The organism is Hymenobacter sp. AT01-02, from assembly GCF_000961955.2.
Lineage (GTDB): Bacteria > Bacteroidota > Bacteroidia > Cytophagales > Hymenobacteraceae > Hymenobacter > Hymenobacter mucosus.
In genome coordinates, this window is the sequence record NZ_JZIR02000026.1 from 1 (window position 1) to 16,337 (window position 16,337).

At 56.4% G+C, this 16,337-nt stretch carries 16 protein-coding genes; 10 read left to right on the plus strand and 6 right to left on the minus strand.

Features of this window, described 5'->3' with window-relative positions:
* Positions 1 to 212: 212 nt before the first annotated feature.
* From VI25_RS10400 to VI25_RS10410, 5 genes are all read right to left on the minus strand, one after another.
* Positions 213 to 971 (minus strand): DUF475 domain-containing protein, encoded by a 759-nt coding sequence (locus tag VI25_RS10400; protein WP_045689008.1) that lies wholly within the window; start codon positions 969 to 971, stop codon positions 213 to 215.
* 19 nt (positions 972 to 990) lie between these two features.
* Entirely contained in the window at positions 991 to 1,716 is a 726-nt protein-coding gene (locus tag VI25_RS10405) for a DUF2490 domain-containing protein (RefSeq protein ID WP_052695289.1), read from the minus strand.
* Between the two features lie 144 nt (positions 1,717 to 1,860).
* Positions 1,861 to 2,094, minus strand: a complete 234-nt coding sequence (locus VI25_RS28455) for a hypothetical protein (protein ID WP_316934302.1) — start codon at positions 2,092 to 2,094, stop codon at positions 1,861 to 1,863.
* Positions 2,088 to 2,297, minus strand: a complete 210-nt coding sequence (locus tag VI25_RS28460; protein WP_316934303.1) for a hypothetical protein — start codon at positions 2,295 to 2,297, stop codon at positions 2,088 to 2,090. Before VI25_RS28460 ends, VI25_RS28455 begins: the two co-directional genes overlap by 7 nt.
* Positions 2,294 to 3,154 carry a citrate:proton symporter gene (locus VI25_RS10410; RefSeq protein ID WP_316934304.1) on the minus strand — a complete coding sequence of 287 codons (861 nt, stop codon included), beginning with the start codon at positions 3,152 to 3,154 and terminating at the stop codon, positions 2,294 to 2,296. Before VI25_RS10410 ends, VI25_RS28460 begins: the two co-directional genes overlap by 4 nt.
* Before the next feature lie 173 nt (positions 3,155 to 3,327).
* On the opposite strand from VI25_RS10410, the gene VI25_RS10415 reads away from it, so the two are divergent.
* The gene (locus tag VI25_RS10415; RefSeq protein WP_045689019.1) at positions 3,328 to 4,011 is read left to right on the plus strand and encodes a response regulator transcription factor; all 684 of its coding nucleotides are present in this window, start codon (positions 3,328 to 3,330) and stop codon (positions 4,009 to 4,011) included.
* Between the two features lie 32 nt (positions 4,012 to 4,043).
* Positions 4,044 to 5,324 (plus strand): sensor histidine kinase, encoded by a 1,281-nt coding sequence (locus VI25_RS10420; protein WP_045689009.1) that lies wholly within the window; start codon positions 4,044 to 4,046, stop codon positions 5,322 to 5,324.
* 26 nt (positions 5,325 to 5,350) lie between these two features.
* Here VI25_RS10420 and VI25_RS10425 read toward each other — a convergent pair whose 3' ends face one another.
* Positions 5,351 to 6,379 carry a dipeptide epimerase gene (locus tag VI25_RS10425; protein WP_045689010.1) on the minus strand — a complete coding sequence of 343 codons (1,029 nt, stop codon included), beginning with the start codon at positions 6,377 to 6,379 and terminating at the stop codon, positions 5,351 to 5,353.
* A gap of 213 nt (positions 6,380 to 6,592) precedes the next feature.
* Here VI25_RS10425 and VI25_RS10430 point away from each other — a divergent pair, with 213 nt between their 5' ends.
* From VI25_RS10430 to VI25_RS10465, 8 genes are all read left to right on the plus strand, one after another.
* Complete coding sequence (locus tag VI25_RS10430) at positions 6,593 to 8,011, plus strand: dicarboxylate/amino acid:cation symporter (RefSeq protein ID WP_045689020.1); 1,419 nt, start codon at positions 6,593 to 6,595, stop codon at positions 8,009 to 8,011.
* 339 nt (positions 8,012 to 8,350) lie between these two features.
* Positions 8,351 to 8,935: a hypothetical protein gene (locus tag VI25_RS10435; RefSeq protein WP_055562482.1), complete on the plus strand. Its 585-nt coding sequence runs from the start codon at positions 8,351 to 8,353 to the stop codon at positions 8,933 to 8,935.
* A gap of 132 nt (positions 8,936 to 9,067) precedes the next feature.
* Positions 9,068 to 10,459 (plus strand): M16 family metallopeptidase, encoded by a 1,392-nt coding sequence (locus tag VI25_RS10440; RefSeq protein ID WP_045689012.1) that lies wholly within the window; start codon positions 9,068 to 9,070, stop codon positions 10,457 to 10,459.
* A gap of 36 nt (positions 10,460 to 10,495) precedes the next feature.
* The gene (locus tag VI25_RS10445) at positions 10,496 to 11,812 is read left to right on the plus strand and encodes a M16 family metallopeptidase (RefSeq protein WP_045689013.1); all 1,317 of its coding nucleotides are present in this window, start codon (positions 10,496 to 10,498) and stop codon (positions 11,810 to 11,812) included.
* Positions 11,809 to 12,054, plus strand: a complete 246-nt coding sequence (locus VI25_RS10450; protein ID WP_045689014.1) for a hypothetical protein — start codon at positions 11,809 to 11,811, stop codon at positions 12,052 to 12,054. The genes VI25_RS10445 and VI25_RS10450 overlap by 4 nt, the downstream gene beginning before the upstream one ends.
* Before the next feature lie 224 nt (positions 12,055 to 12,278).
* The gene (locus VI25_RS10455) at positions 12,279 to 13,160 is read left to right on the plus strand and encodes a T9SS type A sorting domain-containing protein (protein WP_045689015.1); all 882 of its coding nucleotides are present in this window, start codon (positions 12,279 to 12,281) and stop codon (positions 13,158 to 13,160) included.
* Positions 13,161 to 13,305: 145 nt separating this feature from the next.
* Entirely contained in the window at positions 13,306 to 13,842 is a 537-nt protein-coding gene (locus tag VI25_RS10460) for a hypothetical protein (RefSeq protein WP_045689016.1), read from the plus strand.
* Positions 13,843 to 14,002: 160 nt separating this feature from the next.
* Positions 14,003 to 16,333 carry a GAF domain-containing protein gene (locus VI25_RS10465; protein ID WP_045689021.1) on the plus strand — a complete coding sequence of 777 codons (2,331 nt, stop codon included), beginning with the start codon at positions 14,003 to 14,005 and terminating at the stop codon, positions 16,331 to 16,333.
* Positions 16,334 to 16,337: the final 4 nt, after the last annotated feature.

Genomic DNA, 16,337 nt, shown 5'->3' on the forward strand with positions numbered 1-16,337 from the left:
GACCCGCGCCAGACCTGGGCCGACGTGGACGCCTACGACAAAACGGCCGCCGAACTGGCCGAGCAGTTTGTGGCTAACTTCCACAAATTTGCCGACTTCGCCACTGCTGATATCCTGGCTGGCGCCCCCACCGTGGCGGTTGCCGTGTAGTCTTTCCTAGGCATACCAATAGTGTTGCCCCTACTCCAGCTACGCGCGGAGTAGGGGCAATTTTATTTGGCTATCTGCTGCTTTACCCAGGAGGTGAATAGGGGTACGGCAAACACGGCTACGGTAAGCACAGTAAGGCCTGCATCGGCGGCTTCGCTGCTGAGGAAGTGGCTGAAGGGGTGGTGGGGCTGGAAATGCTCAAAGAGGGAAAGTAGCAGCTTCAGGCCTAGAATACCAATGACCACGAAGGCAGCCGTTTCCAGAAACGGGTACTTGCCCATCAGCAGCACGAAGGCCTGCGCCACCAGGCGCATGGCCAGAATGCCAATGAATACGCCCCCACAAATCAGAATTAGGTTGTCGGTGAAGGCCACCACGGCAAACACATTGTCGATGGAAAAGGCCAAGTCCATCAGCTCAATCAGCGCCACCGTGGCCCAAAACTTTCCAAATAGGCCCAGGGTACTGCGGTAAAACCAGCTCTGCTGCTTGTCAACCCCCTCATCATCGTCTGAACCCGCATCCTTCGACCGGAAGTGGTCGGCAGCTAGGTAGAATAGATACAAGCCACCCAGAGGTTTCAGAAACCAGAACTGAATGAGGTAAGAAGCAAACAGAATACACAGCCCCCGAAACACGTAGGCTCCAATGATGCCGTACTGCAACGCTTTCTTTCGCTGTTCCTTAGGCAAATCGCCGACCATAGTGGCCAGCACGGCGGCGTTATCAATGGAGAGCAGGCTTTCGATGATAACGAGGTTACCCACAATGGCTAGCGCCGCCAAAGGATTGTCGAGTATTTCTTGCAGGTGGCTGTTCATGCGGAATGGAAAAGAATATTTACTGCGGTAGGAAGCGCGGCCGCCGAGTAGGCAACGCGTCCGGCCACCCAAAGTCGTGGCGAATGAGTAGGGCTACGTAATGATTATGGTTGCCGCCCGCCTCAAGCTGGGTCATCCACAGGCCTTCTACCCCCAGGTTCTTGTTGAACACGTGGCCTACACCGGCCCAAATGCGGTTACTATCGAAGGGCTGAGGGCCGTCGCTAATGCGAATTTCGTCTTTCAGCGTAGCGTACCACGAGGCGTTTTCAATAGTGCGCGGGCCCAGCGGTACGCGTAAGGAGGCGAGGTAGCGAAAGCGCATGGCAAAGCCAGCGGCCGTCCAGCGTTCCTCCACGCGGTAGCGGTGCAACAGGCGGGAGCGGCCAAACTTGTTGTTGACGATGAGCTGCTGGTACAGCCGGTTTTCGCGGCGGTCAAATTTCTCCGTTTCCTCCGGGTTAGAAAATGGCCGCAGTTGCAGGTACATGTAGCCTGCGGCTACGGAAGCGGGTAGGCTTTTGAGGTTATACTGCAAGTTGGCATTACCCAGCAAGAGGCGCGAATCGCCAAATGTATTGTAGCTACGGTATTGCAGCACCGTGTTTACGTCGAAGCGCGGGCCTAAGGCACAGGTGCCGTTGTATTGCAGCCAGCTGCTGTACTTGGCTTTATCGCCTTGCGCCAGCGCCGTAGTAGTCAGCAGCCAGGCACCTACTACTAGGAAAAGTACATTCAGTTTCATGGGAATTGTGGTGGGATGTGGGAAGAAGACAGCAATAGATTCGGTGGGGCCTGTCCCACTCCTTCCCCCGTAAGCACAGGGAGCCATACGCCCCGCCAGGCGGAGGCATTTTCTGGCGCTAGAAAGTGGGTAGCTAGGCAGTGCTTAGATGGGCACTACCCCGAGCAGCAAGCAGGTAATGAGCATGACGACCACGGTGCCGCAAGCCCACTTCAGCGTAAAGCGCTGGTGGTCACCAAAATCGACACCAGCCAAGCCAGCCAGCAAGTAAGTGGAGGGCACCAATGGGCTCAGCAAGTGCACCGATTGCCCCAGCAAGGAGGCCTTTCCCATATCGGCTACCCCTACCCCAAACTGCGTGGCCGCTTTGGTCACCAAGGTAGAATACCGAAGTAGTAGGCATCATTGCTCATGAAAAAGGTGAAAGGGGCACTGGTAATGCCCGTAAGAATGGGCAAGTGCGGCCCTAAGGAGTTGGGGATGAGCGTAACAATGGTGAGCGACATGGCATCTACCATCTTCGTGCCCGCCAGAATACCGGTGAAAATACCGGCCGCGAAGACCATACCGGCCACAATCATGCGTTGCCGGCGTGGGCGTTGAGGCGGTTGCGCTGCTCACTCAGGCGGGGGTAGTTGATGAGCATACCCAGGGCAAAAGCCGTCATGAACAGCACGGGTAGCGGCACCACATCCATAAACAAGCCTACTAGCAGCGCCAGCGTAAGCAGGGCGTTTACCCACAGCAGTTTGGGGCGGCGCAGGCTTACATCCTCGTGGTTGGCTTCGGCCACCAGCTCCTCGGCATTCTCATCAATCTGAATGATTCCCAGGCGTTTTCGCTCCCGCTTACCGAAGATATAGGCCACGAATAGTACCCAGCCGGCGGCTACTACCATGGCCGGAATAAGGGGCGTAAATACCTCGGAGCTATCGAGGTGCAGGGCCGAAAGCACGCGGGCAGTGGGCCCGCCCCAGGGCAAAATGTTCATTACCGCACTCGACAGAAAAGCCGTGGCGGTGAGCACCAGCGGGTTCATGTTCAGGCGCCGGTAGAGAGGCAGCATGGCTGCTACCACAATGATGTAGGTGGTTGTCCCGTCGCCATCCAGCGACACGGCCAGGGCCAGCACGGCCGTTCCAATAACCACCTTGAGCGGGTCGCCGCCCACTACTTTCAGAATCTTGGCTACGATGGGGTCAAAGAGGCCCGCGTCGGTCATAATACCGAAATACATAATTGCGAAGATGAGCATGACCCCGGTGGGGGCAATCTTCTTCACGCCGTCCAGCATCATATCCCCAATCTCGGCCCGAAATCCGCCAATCAAGGCAAACAAAATAGGAATCAGAATAAGCGCCGTCATGGCAAACATGCGCTTGGACATGATCAGGTACATAAACGTACTGATCATTAGAAAGCCTAGCAATGAGAGCATTGGATGAGAGTAAAGGGTGGGAATGAGACTAGAGCAGCGGCGCGTAGCCAAATCATAGAGCGATAGTACTCGTCGATTTAGAATACATTTGGAAGACGCTGCTTTTGCCTGCTTTTAAAAGTGAGCAGTTACTTATTCGCCCGTTTACCCACTACCCTACCCCTCCTCCAGCCATGAAACTGTTGATTGTTGAAGACGAGCCGGAGCTGGCGGCAGGCCTGGAAAGCTACCTACGGGGGCAGCACTACGTGTGCGAGCTAGCGGCTACCTTCGACCAAGCCCAGGAAAAAATGCTACTGTATGAGTACGACTGTATTCTGCTGGACCTGACGCTGCCTGGTGGCGACGGCCTGACGCTGCTACAGGAGCTAAAGCGGCAGCGTCCGGCGGCGGGGGTTATCATCACCTCCGCCCGCAGCGCGGTTGACGACCGAATTGCGGGTTTGCACCTCGGGGCCGACGATTACCTACCCAAGCCCTTCTTCCTGCCCGAGCTTAGTGCTCGCGTGGCGGCCATCGTTCGGCGCCGCCGCTTTGATGGTACCAACGAGGTGCGGGTGGGGGAGCTGCTGGTAGAGGTGGCACGCCGCGCTGCTACAGTGGCCGGCCAGCCGCTCAGCCTTACCCGCACGGAATTCGACTTGCTTCTACTCTTGCTGGCCAACCAAGGCCGGGTTATTAGCAAGGGTGCCATTGCCGAACATTTATCGGGGGATGCGGCCGAGCAATTTGACACGTTTGAAACGGTATATGCCCACGTGAAGAACCTCAAGCGCAAGCTCACGGAAGCCGGCGCGCCTAACTATATCCGCATGGTGTATGGCCTGGGCTACCGCTTCGACGCCGAACAGGGGTAGCCGCCTACCTGCCACAGCATTGTATCACGCCCATGAAACTCCTAACCCGTACTACGCTAATCTATTTGCTATATGCTAGTGTGGTGGCGGGGGCGGGCACGTTCGTATACTTCGAGGTTATTCATAAACTGTACTATGGCTACGTAGACCGCACCCTGAGCCGGCGCAAACTGCGGGTGCTCAAGGCCCTACGCCTCTACTTGCACAGCCCCGCTGATTTGGCCTACTGGCACCAGCTCGACCACAACGTGGAGTTCGTGCCACTGCCTATTCTACCAGCCCGCCAGCCCGACCGCATCGGCCAGCGCATCATGTACAACGAGCTAACTGGCAAGGTGCAGCCCTACCGCCAACTTGCGGCCCCCATTACATTTCAGGGACGGCCCTATGAATTACAAATCCGCTTGTCATTGCTGGATACGCAAGGGCTATTGTGGCGCATGGCCCTTACGGGAGTTGGGTTGTTTGGAGTGCTGGGTCTGGGTATGCTAGGCTTGCAGGTGGTGCTTAACCGCCGCTTGTGGCAGCCTTTTTACTACCTTCTCAACCAGTTGCAGAAGTATAAGCTCAACCGCAGCCAGCCCATAACGCTGCCGCCCACTCAAGTGCGAGAATTTCGGGAGTTGTACGAGGCAGTACAACTGCTACTGCGCCAAAACCAGCGGGTGTACCGGCACCAGAAAGAGTTTTCGGAAAACGCCGCCCACGAAATACAAACACCGCTGGCCATCCTGCGTGCTCAGCTCGATTTGCTGGTGCAGGCGCCGGGACTCACGGAGGAACAGGCCGGCTACATTGAGCGCATGATGGGCGTGACGCACCGGCTTACTCACCTTACTAAAAGCTTGCTGCTCCTGGCTCAGCTCGACAGCCAGCTGTATTTCCCCACCGAACTAGTTGATATGGCGGGTGTTGTCCGGGCACAGTTAGTCCAGTTGCAAGATCAGCTTTCGGCCCGAGGTATTACGCTGACTACTTCCTTGGCCGCGTCCGTTCCGCTACGCATGCACCGCGTGCTGCTGGAAGTTCTGGTCAGTAACCTGCTTGTCAATGCCATTCGCCACAACCATACAAATGGGCAGCTTGCCGTAACTCTTACTACCAGTTCGCTCACGATAGAGAATACGGGGCGTGCTCAGTCGTTGCTGGATACGGGGCTGTTTGAGCGCATGCGTACCGCCCCCGATAGCCCGGCCGAAAGTGTAGGCTTAGGCTTAACTCTCGTGCAGCAGATATGCACCCACTGCGGCCTACCGCTGCGCTATACATACACGGAGCCTGGCCGCCATCACCAACAGGTTCTGTTCGGCTAGGTGGTAGCAAACCGGGCACCGCTTCGCTATAAAGCGGGCTGCTCTCCGTACGGACGCAAGAATCCTTGCTCCTCTCCTACCAACTCAAACGGCTCATTTTGCAGAATTAGGAAGCCATCCAGGTCACAGATGCCGGCTAGGGAGCTGACTTGCAGGGCCGACCAAATTCCCAAGGAGGTTTCTACCATGCAACCAAGCATGGTTTGAAGACTGTGGGCCCGCGTTTCGCGCAAAATACGCAGGCCGTTGAGGTAGCCACCCGCCTTCATCAGCTTCATATTGACGCCATCGAACTGACGGGCAATTTCGGCAAAGTCCGCTACGTCTGTCACCGACTCATCCGCAAACACGGGGCAGCCCACTTTGCCCTTCAAGGCCCGGTAGCCCTCAGCTTGGTTGGCCGGCAGGGGTTGCTCCACCAGCCGAACTTGCAGGCCCGGCAAGGCCCGAATACTTTCCCAGTCGCGGGCGAAGCTGTCGGCGTCGGACCAGGCTTCGTTGCCGTCAATGAGTAGGTCGCGGCCGGGAAACAGGCGCGTCACCTCCCGTAATAAGTCTACGGCTCCCTCGCGGTTTACTTTAATTTTCAGGAGTGGAAAACGGCCGATGTTGTGCTCCCGCACAAACGCCGCTACTGCACCCGGCTCCATAATGGGCAAAGAAGCCGCCGTGGGTACGGCCGCCGCGGGCAGAGGTAGTCCCAGCCACGCCGCCACGGATTGTCCCGCCCGGGCGGCTTCCCAGTGCACCAGCGCCGACTCCAGCGCGAAGCGGAGCGCGTGGGCTGGAGGCCGCACGCTTAGGAACTCGGTTAGCTCGGGCAGGGAACGACAGTGCCCTAACCCTGCTGCTACCAGTGCTTCAAACTCGGCCTGTAGTGCTTCCGGGGTTTCGCCGTAGCGCACGTTGGGTGCGGCCTCCCCCCAGCCTATTGGTCCGCCTGCCTCATCCAGCACGTGCAGGAGCAGGTTGGTTTTAACATCGGCAGCGTTGCGGGAAATTTTCCAGGTGTAGCGAAGCGGTAGCGTAAGAGGGGTGAGCGACCAGACAAGCATGAACGGGAGCTGAGGGAGTAGGCAAATGAACAACCAAGGTAGTACAGGAGAACTTAACGGTAGGTTTGCCCCAGGCAAATCAGTGGTCCGTTTTCTTGCTATACGGTAGCTCTCCACATGGTAGTTATGTTCCGGCGGCAGCTACACTGTACTGCCCGCGCCAAAAACCTATCTTTGCTGCATTCCTGCCATTTACTTCCCCGACTGCTGCGCATGAAGTTTTCGCGACTCGCACTCCTTGTTTTTATTCTGTTCATTGTGGCTGCTGCCCTCACGGCCCTAGTTGCCAACGGCGGCGCCTTATCCCCGACGGTGCCTTTGGTAGCCCGCTGGCTGTTTCTTCTCTCCATGCTGGTGCTGGCCTTCCAGCGCCGCTCCATCACGTTTTGGATTGTGGTGAGCATGTTTATCGGGGCCGAGATTGGGCACGATTTCCCCGCGCAAGCAGTGAGCCTGAAAGTGCTCAGCGACGTGTTCCTACGGCTGGTAAAAACGATTATTGCCCCGCTGGTATTTGCTACGCTGGTAGTTGGTATTGCCGGCCACGCCGACCTGAAACAGGTAGGCCGTATGGGCCTCAAGGCTCTCATTTACTTTGAGATTGTAACCACTTTCGCGCTATTTATCGGGCTGGGAGCCATCAACCTCACCCGGGCTGGCGAAGGCGTAGACCGTAGCGGCATTCAAGCCGATCAGGAGCAGTTGGCTACCGTTAAGCAGACAACCTCGGACATTATCCTGCACATCTTCCCCGAGAACATTGCCAAGTCGGTGGCCGAAGGGCAGGTGCTACAGGTAGTAATCTTCGCCATCATTTTCGCTATTGGCTTAGCCATGGTCCACCAGAAGCACCGCCTCCCCATGCTGCAATGGACCGAAAGCCTCTCGGAGGTAATGTTCAAGTTTACCAACGTGGTAATGTTCTTTGCTCCCCTGGGAGTAGGAGGAGCACTGGCCTACACGGTAGGCAAAATGGGGTTTGCCCCTTTGCTCAATGCTTTTAAGCTCTTGCTAACTCTGTATGGGGCGCTGGCGGCCTTCCTTGTGCTCATTCTGGTGCCTATTGCTCTTATTGCTCGCATCCCGCTCAAGCGGTTTGTGCTGTCCATTGCGGAGCCCGTAAGCATTGCGTTTGCTACTACCTCCTCCGAAGCAGCCCTGCCGCGCGCCATGGAGGCCATGGAAAGCATTGGCGTACCGCGTCGCATTGTAGCCTTCGTAATGCCCACGGGCTACTCCTTCAACCTTGATGGTACCACGCTCTACCTCTCGCTGGCATCTATTTTCGTGGCCCAAGCAGCTGGGGTTGAGCTGTCGTTTGGGCAACAGCTTGTGATGGTGTTTACCCTCATGCTTACCAGCAAGGGAGTAGCCGGCGTGCCCCGTGCCTCCCTCGTGATTCTGCTGGCTACCGTGGCCTCGTTTAACCTCCCTGCGTGGCCGGTGTTCATCATCCTGGGCATCGACGCGCTGATGGATATGGCCCGCACGGCCGTAAACGTTATTGGCAACTGCTTGGCCTCAGCGGTAGTAGCCCGGTGGGAAGGGGAATTTATTGACAACTACGTGGCCCCAACCACGGTAGAACAGCTAGCCGAACCTGACAGCGTGTTAGCTCAATCGGCGCATTAATTGCGCTGCGCACCCTCAGAAAAGGGCATCGGGTCGGAGGGGGCCTGGTGCCCTTTTTGCATTCTGTCAATATCTAACAGGCTCCTAACGATAGCGCGCGGCTAGGCATAAATTATGTACTATATCTTTAAAGAATGTTTATACACCTATTTCTATATTTACGGAACCCAAGCAGCTAATTTTGAAGTTCAGCTCAGACCTTAATCATCTGATCCATATGACGCTTGCGTATCGTTTCTTCTTCGTTGTGCTAGCTTCCGTAGCGTTAGCTGGCTGCAAGTCTAGTGAGAAAGCAATCTATGGCCTTGTTCATGCCAACACTCGGTAGCAATTGGCAGTTTGCCGCGCTTAGAGCCCGTAATAGAACAGGGGCCGCTGAGCAGTACGGAAGGCGCCCAGCCCGACGATGCGCCCAAAGTGTTCCGCCAGGAGCTGGCTTACCATATGGCTGAGCCCCAGGATAGCCTCAGTTTCGGGTACGCGAAGCTGGTAGTAACCGAAGCCGAAGTAACGCGCCCCGGCAAGGCCTTGCAGGCTTTCCAGATGATTACAATGATGACGCCCAGCTTGTTAGGCATTCCCTTGGAATGGTACCGTACCAATGTAAAAGCGGAGGTGCAAATCATCAATTCCAAGGGTGAAATAATTGGCACTTACGCTGGGCAGGGCCGCAGCAAAGTGCGGGTAGCCATGTACCACGCTACGGCCAGAGCAAGGCACCCCGCCTTTCCGATGTGCAGGGCCTGCGCCTCGCTCTTGACCAGATTCGGCCTCAACTTGACGCCGACGCCGACACGCTCCGCCAGCTGCTGCGCGCGGCAGGCCCCTCGGAGGAGGTCATCGAAACATCTTCGGCAGAATAAGAACTACAACGCCCACGCAGGCTTTTATCCCGCCTGTCGTCTTGCCTCCTGGGCCGGATGACAGGCGGTTTGCATTGGGGACTATTACTAGGTGCCGCTAGCGGGCCGCAGGCAACCTTTCAAGCGAATCTGGTTACTTTGCCGCACCCCCTTCCCGCGGGGAACGGGGTATTCACGCTCATTTTATTTCTGCATGAGACACTCCTTACCAGCCTTGCTGCTGGGCGCGGCGTTGCTTTCTGCGCCCGCCGCACAGGCGCAGAAGAAGGCAGCTACCAAAGCCACGAGCCCGGCCGCTACTGCGGCCGCGGCCCCGGCCTTTCCCTACCCTATTCAACAACGGCAGTTGGCCAACGGCTTACAGGTGGTAACGGTGCCCTTCGATTCGCCGGGCCTCGCTTCCTTTTTCCTCGTAGTGCGCGCGGGCTCCCGCGACGAAGTAGAGCCGGGCCACACGGGCTTTGCTCACTTCTTTGAGCACGTAATGTTCCGGGGCACGGAGAAGTACTCCAAAGACCAGTACAACGATGTGCTGCAAAGCATTGGGGCCTCCGCCAACGCCAACACCTCCCTAGACCGCACCGTGTACCACATGACGGGCAACGCTCGCATGCTGGAAAAGATGTTTGAGGTGGAAGCCGACCGGTTTCAAAACCTAAAGTACCCAGAGCACGACTTCAAAGCGGAAGCCGGGGCTGTGAAGGGCGAGTACACCAAGAACTCCGCTTCGCTCTACACTCAGCTCAACGAGAAGGTAGCCGACGCCGCTTTTGACAAGCACACCTACGAGCACACTACAATGGGCTTCTTCAAAGACATCGTGGACATGCCCAATCAGTATGAGTACTCGCGCACCTTCTTCGACCGGTTTTACCGCCCCGAGTACACTACGCTGCTGGTAGTAGGCGACGTGAAGCCGGATGAAGTGAATAAGCTGGCCGACAAGTACTTTGCAAATTGGAAGCGGGGTAGCTACCAGCCCAGCATTCAGCCGGAGCCTGCCCAAACGGCCACCCGGAGTGTGCACATTCAGAACGCCAACTTTCCACCTATGGTGAGCCTGAGCTACCGCGCCCCGGCTTTCTCCGATCAGCAGAAAGACTTTCCCGCCCTGGACATTCTGACTACCATGCTGTTTGCTGAGAACTCGCCGCTGTACGAAAAGCTGGTGGTGAAGGAGCAGAAAGTGCGCTTTGTGGGCGGCGGCCCCAACTATACCCGCGACCCATACCTGCTCACCATGCGGGCCTCGGTAGTAAAGCCAGCCGACATGGCCTACGTGCGCGACCAGATTGTACAGGCCCTTGATGAGCTAAAGACTAAACCCGTAGATGCCAAGCGCCTTGCCGATACCAAGTCGGCGCTCAAGTATGGTTTCTTAATGGGCCTAGACGCCCCTGACCAGGTAGCCAATGCCCTGGCCCAGTTTATCTGGCTTACCGGCGACGCCAACTCCCTGAACCGCTACTACGCCCTCTACGACCAAGTGACGCCCCAAGACATTCAGGCAGCGGCCCAGAAGTACTTCGTGCCCGAGCACCTTACGGTAGGTACCATTGGCCCCAATGCTACGGGCGGGCTATAGGGCTCCTGGCTTTTCTTTCTCGTTGATTTTTCTTCCATGAAACATACATTTTTTCGCATTCTGCTGGTTACTGCGCTGCTGGGGCCGGCAGTGGCCGCCCCGGTACATGCCGCCGAGGTAGTGGAACTGCGCCAGCCCAACGCCGCCAAGGTGGTCGTGAAGCTACAGTTCCGCAATGGCTCTGCCGCCGACCCGGTGGGCAAAGAAGGTCTTACCTTCCTGACCAGTCAACTGCTCACCGAGGGCGGCACCAAGGACATGACCTCGGCTCAGCTGAAGAACTTCCTCTACCCCATGGCGGCGCGCTACTACGCTACTACCGATAAGGAAGTCACCACCTTCACCTTTGAGTTTCACCGCGACTTCATTGCTAAGTTTTACCCAGTGCTGCGGGGCCTGCTGCTCACGCCGAGCTTCACCCAGGAAGACTTTGACCGCCTCAAAAGCAACCAGCTTAACTATGTAGAGCAAGTAATTCGGGCTTCTTCGGACGAGGACTACAGCAAGTTTGCGCTGGAGGACCAGCTGTTTCGGGGTACGCGCTACCAGCACATGACGCGAGGCACGGCGGCGGGCGTCAAGAGCATTACCCTGGCCGATGTGCAAAAGCACTACGCCACGGCCTTTGGCAACGATAACCTCACCATTGGCTTGGCCGGCAACTACCCAACTTCATTTGCCAAGCAAGTGGAATCCGACCTGAAGAAGCTACCCAAAAGCTCGGTTAAAACGGCGGTACCCGTGGCGGCCATGCCCAACGGCGTGCACATAGAAATCATTAGCAAGCCCGATGCCCTGGGCTCGGCGGTGTATGCGGGCTTCCCCATTCAGACTACTCGCGCCCAGGACGATTTTGCGGCACTGATGGTAGCCAACTCTTGGCTGGGCGAGCACCGCAAAAGCTACGGCAAGCTCTACGACAAGATTCGGACGACGCGCTCCATGAACTACGGCGACTACAGCTACGTGGAGTGGTACGAGGCTGGGGGCTCCAATATGCTACCCGTACCGGGCGTGCCGCGCCACGCCAACTACACCAGCCTGTGGCTGCGCCCGGTGCAGATTGCCGAGGGGTTACGCAAGCAGTACCCCACCGAACTAGGCGACTTGAAGGTGGGCCATGCTCCGTTTGCCTTGCGCCTAGCCGTTCGAGAGATGGACAACGTTGTGAAGAATGGCCTGAGCAAGGAAGATTTTGAGCGTACGCGCACCTTCCTGCGTTCCTACGTGAAGCTCTACGGCACCACGCCGGCCAAGCAGCTCGGCTTCCTGCTCGACTCGCGCTTCTACGGCCGTAAAGACTGGCTCAACGATGTGGATGGTCAGCTAGCCAAGCTCACCGTGACGATGTGAACCGTGCCATTCGCAAATACTGGCAAGTGCAAAACATGTACGTAACCATTGTTACGGATGACAGCGAGGCGCAACCCCTAGCCGACGTACTAAAAACTAACGCTCCTTCTCCCATGAGCTACGCCAACGTAGTGAAGGCGGGCTTGCCCCAGGAGGTAGTGGCTGAAGACGCGCAAGTAGCTACCTACAAGCTAAATGTAACCGACGTAAAGGTGGTTGACACCAAAGACACCTTCCGCTAGGCAAGTGTCTTTGGTATTGTTTAGCCGCGCACTCTGGTCCTATTGCGGCTACGCTTAGCTCCAACTGCATGTAGTACGCTGGGCCTGCTTCTATATAGAAAAACCGCTTTGGTTGTTAACCAGAGCGGTTTTTCTGTTTTCTGATTAAACTTTGGTGTACGGCCTACATCTATGAGACTGAAACCTGGTATTCCTTCGTTACCCTACCAACGTTAGCTCGCCGAATGAAAGCATTTACCTGTACCCTAGCTTTGTGGGCCCTGCTAGTTGGCCCAGCTGCAGTAGCACAGAATCTACAAACCGCTCCTGCGCAAAGCTCCACGGCCCCCGCCCGCCAAGAGCTACGCGCCTACGTACAGCAGAACGTACTACCAGTAGTGCGCCAGCAGCGCCAGAAGCTGGAAGCCCTACTCACCACCTCCGATAAGGTCCAGCTGGCCATTTACCGCACCCAACTGCGTGAAACCCGCCAGAAAAGCCAAGCCTTGCGGCGCAGCTTCCGCAGCCCTGCCTCCGGTGAAACTACTTCTACCCTCACCGAAACCCAGAAGCAACAAACCGAGCAACTGCGGGCCGAAACCAAAGCTATTTTGCAGAACGTAGAACAGCTAGGCCTGAAGTATCAGACTGAAATTGCCAAGCTCGCCCAGGAAGTGCAGCCCCAGAAGGAAAAGTGGGCCGCCGATACCAAAACCATTTTAGCGCGCACCCTCACACCCGAGCAGTCGGAAGCTTTGGGCCGCCGCAAGGACCGCAAGCTGCACCGCGCTGGTACCATGGTACGCTACTTCCGGCCCGGCGCCTTCTTGTTGCTAGACCCCAATAAGCCTGCTCCCGCGGCCCGCAGCACCAGCACCACGAGCGTGTATCCTAACCCAACTACCGCCGTCAGCCAGATTGAGTACGACCTGAAAAAGGATGGTTCCGTTACCGTGGAGCTTCTTGATAGCCGCGGCAATACGCTCCGTACCGTAGCGCAACAGACCGAGCAGGAAAAAGGCCCCCACACTCTTGCCATCAACGTTGCCGACCTACCCAATGGCACCTACTACTTCAAGATTACTACTAAGGATGGGGCCGAAACGCGCCGCTTCGTGAAGGAGTAGCACTGCCTGCGCGCTAGCTGAGGCAAGGAAATAATACTCTCCTTACTACCGTTACAAAGCCTACCTCCGCGCGGGGTAGGCTTTTTTGCGCGCGTGCTCCGGCATTGACAAGTGCAGATGCGCTACCTGACTATCTTTACGCCCTATGTTGCGCCCCCTCTTTACCTGGTTTGTTCTCCTAGTCACTGCTGCTCTCCTGTCTGCCTGCTGCGGCTCCGTAGCGTGCGACTGCAATGACGAGTACGCCGACGCTCTTTTTCTGCGCTTCGACACGCTGGCTACTACTGGTTTTACCCGGCCAGAGCTACAGGCGGTGTACCTGGTCCGCACCCTGCTTAACGACACGGCCAGAGTGCCCGCTCGCGACACGGTAGCCCTTAGCCGTACCCTAGCGCGGGCGTATGATCCTGTTATCATCAACAACAACACCCCTTTTGTGCAATCTAGTGGGCGTAAGGTCGACCGCTATGGCTATCAGCTCTTGCTAGGCACGCGCAGAACACCCACCTTTCGGTTTGTAGTTGACAGCACCAATCTAGATAACAAGTACCAAGCTGATGGGTGTTGCACTTGCTATCAGAACACCAAGAAGGAAGTCTACCTCAATGGTAGCCGCACGCCCTTCGTAGCCACGGCCCCCTCCGGCGAAAACACAGCCGTATACATTCCCGTCCGGCGCTAAGGTTGCCGGTTGCGGTGTTAGGTAGCACGGTTGCGTAAGCTCGAGCATAAACCACTTAGTGGCACGTACCCAGGCGCGTTGGTGTTACGTATATTGGCGTAGCTCCTGCTTGAGGCCCATTGCCCCACCGGATTATGTGAGCTTCCGCTTCCCTGGCCCCATGGTAAAAGAACCTATTGCCCATCCTGCCACTGTCACTTTCCCGTTTCGCACCACGCTCAGCCTCGAGCCGCTCATAACGTATTGGCAAACGCGCGAACAAGATGCCAATGTGGGCGTAGCACAGCTCGCTCGCTTTATCGGCGAGCAGGTAGCTGCAGCAGACTGGGCGCGTGGCCCCATCACGGACATGGCCCAGCTAGAGTGTAACTGCGACTTGGTAGAAACGCTCATGATGGCGGTGTTTTCCCCTGCCGCTTTCAACAACGACATTATTGGCGCCATTCCGCCGTTTCAGCGCTATAGCTTCTACCACACGCCACGCTTTTCCGACGTGCTGCTGAATGCCAGCAAAACTATTAAGCAGCCGCTTAATATTGATATGCGGATGCTGGACACCTACACCACTCGAATGGCTTATCAGCTCATTTTAGAGAAGGTGTACGGGGTGAAGCTTCCCTTGCAGGGCAATATCATTTTCACCGTGCCCGACTACAGCATTGGTCTCTACCGGCACTACAGCGTAGAATTTACGTCTACTTTTCTGGAAGTTCGGGTAGAGGGTGAAAAGCCAGAACTAGCCCCAGAGCAGCTGGAGTATCTGGCCCGCAATCCGCACCGCTCCGACTTGTGGCAGCAACTCCTACCTCCCGAGAAGTTTTCCTTGGAAGGCTTCAACATTCTGCACTTGGTGGATGTAACAGAGCAGGAAATCCTCTCGGAGCTAAAATACGACCTGTTGGAGCGGGACGTGCTGCAAGCTTCCGACCGCCTAGAGCAGATTCAGGAAAAGCTACGGGTGTTATTTGGCCGCCCTTTCCTCCAACTGGGCATTGCCGCCTACGACGAAAAGAAGCGGGCGTTCGTGGATTTTGGCCGTAAAATCAACCACAGCTTCCTGACCAAGCAGCTTCACCACCAAGATGCGGGCTCGGGCTTTCGGCAGATCTACAGCCAGCTCTGGCAAGACCGCCAGCCCTTGGTACTCGAAGACGTTGAAAAAGCTGCCATACCCGAGGATTTGCGCCAGCAGATCATGAGCCTGGGAATCAGGTCGGCCATCTTGGCCCTACTTCCCTACGGCGACGATACGGTGGGCCTTTTGGAGCTAGGCTCTCCCAATGTGGGCGACCTGGACGAGTTCAGCCTGGAAAACGTAAACCAGTTTGTACCTCTGTTTGCGGTAGCAGTGAAACGCAACGCCGAGGAAATTCAAACCCGGGTGCAGGCCATTATCAAGGAGAAGTTCACGGCTATTCACCCCACCATGGAGTGGCGCTTCACCGACGCGGCCCAAAATCTGCTTCAGCAGCTCGACGACGGCAACAAAAACGCCGTGATGGAGGATATCGTCTTCCACGAAGTGTACCCGCTGCACGGCTCCTCCGATATTCGGGGTAGTAGCACGGCCCGCAACGAAGCCATTCAGGGCGACTTGATTGAGCACCTGACTTTGGCTAACAAGGTGTTGAAAAAGGCTTCTGAGCTGCAGCACCTACCCATCATCGACGAGCTGAAGTTCTACGTCAATAAAAACCTACGCCGCTTGCGTCAAGGTATTTTGACGGGCGACGAGGTCAGCATTTTCGAGTCGTTGCGGACGGAAGTAGAACCGCTGTTTGCCTACCTGGGCCAAAACAACCCGGAGTTACGGGCCATCATCAATGAGTACTGGAGCAACATTGACCCGGAGCTGGGGGTGCTGTACAAGCGGCGCAAGGCCTTTGAGGAAAGCACTACCATTCTTAACGACACCGTAAGTGATTACCTTGACGAGCAGGAGGAGCTGGCTCAGCAGATGTTCCCGCACTACTTCCAGCGGTTCAAAACCGATGGCGTGGAGCACAATATTTACGTGGGCGCTTCTCTAGTTGAGCACAAGCCCTTTGACTTGGTGTTCCTGAAAAACTTGCGGCTGTGGCAGTTGCTGGTGATGGTAGAGATTACGCGGCGCACTGCGGCCCTCAAGTCCCAGCTTCCCGTACCCCTGGATACTACCCAGCTTATTCTAATTCATAGCCAGCCGCTGAGCATCCGTTTCCGCCAAGACGAACGCCAGTTTGACGTGGATGGAGCCTACAACATTCGCTACGAGATTATTAAGAAGCGAATTGATAAGGCTACCGTGCAAGGCACTGGCGAGCGGCTTACTCAGCCGGGCTACATCGCGCTGGTGTATTCCCAGCAACGGGAAGCCGACGAATACTCGGAGTACATCGACTACCTCCAAGACCGAAACTTGTTGGAACCCGGCTTGGAGCATCTGGAGCTAGAAGAGTTGCAAGGCGTGAAGGGCCTACTTGCCTTGCGTGTAAAAGTGAGAATTAACTAAAAAG

Bases quoted from the DNA above. Each gene is read 5' to 3' on its own strand.
- VI25_RS10430 (WP_045689020.1), top strand. From the start codon at position 6,593: ATGAAGTTTTCGCGACTCGCACTCCTTGTTTTTATTCTGTTCATTGTG.
- VI25_RS10415 (WP_045689019.1), top strand. From the start codon at position 3,328: ATGAAACTGTTGATTGTTGAAGACGAGCCGGAGCTGGCGGCAGGCCTG.
- VI25_RS10455 (WP_045689015.1), top strand. From the start codon at position 12,279: ATGAAAGCATTTACCTGTACCCTAGCTTTGTGGGCCCTGCTAGTTGGC.
- VI25_RS10405 (WP_052695289.1), bottom strand. From the start codon at position 1,716: ATGAAACTGAATGTACTTTTCCTAGTAGTAGGTGCCTGGCTGCTGACT.
- VI25_RS10465 (WP_045689021.1), top strand. From the start codon at position 14,003: ATGGTAAAAGAACCTATTGCCCATCCTGCCACTGTCACTTTCCCGTTT.
- VI25_RS10425 (WP_045689010.1), bottom strand. From the start codon at position 6,379: ATGCTTGTCTGGTCGCTCACCCCTCTTACGCTACCGCTTCGCTACACC.
- VI25_RS28460 (WP_316934303.1), bottom strand. From the start codon at position 2,297: ATGATTGTGGCCGGTATGGTCTTCGCGGCCGGTATTTTCACCGGTATT.
- VI25_RS10445 (WP_045689013.1), top strand. From the start codon at position 10,496: ATGAAACATACATTTTTTCGCATTCTGCTGGTTACTGCGCTGCTGGGG.
- VI25_RS10440 (WP_045689012.1), top strand. From the start codon at position 9,068: ATGAGACACTCCTTACCAGCCTTGCTGCTGGGCGCGGCGTTGCTTTCT.
- VI25_RS10460 (WP_045689016.1), top strand. From the start codon at position 13,306: ATGTTGCGCCCCCTCTTTACCTGGTTTGTTCTCCTAGTCACTGCTGCT.
- VI25_RS10420 (WP_045689009.1), top strand. From the start codon at position 4,044: ATGAAACTCCTAACCCGTACTACGCTAATCTATTTGCTATATGCTAGT.
- VI25_RS10400 (WP_045689008.1), bottom strand. From the start codon at position 971: ATGAACAGCCACCTGCAAGAAATACTCGACAATCCTTTGGCGGCGCTA.
- VI25_RS10410 (WP_316934304.1), bottom strand. From the start codon at position 3,154: ATGCTCTCATTGCTAGGCTTTCTAATGATCAGTACGTTTATGTACCTG.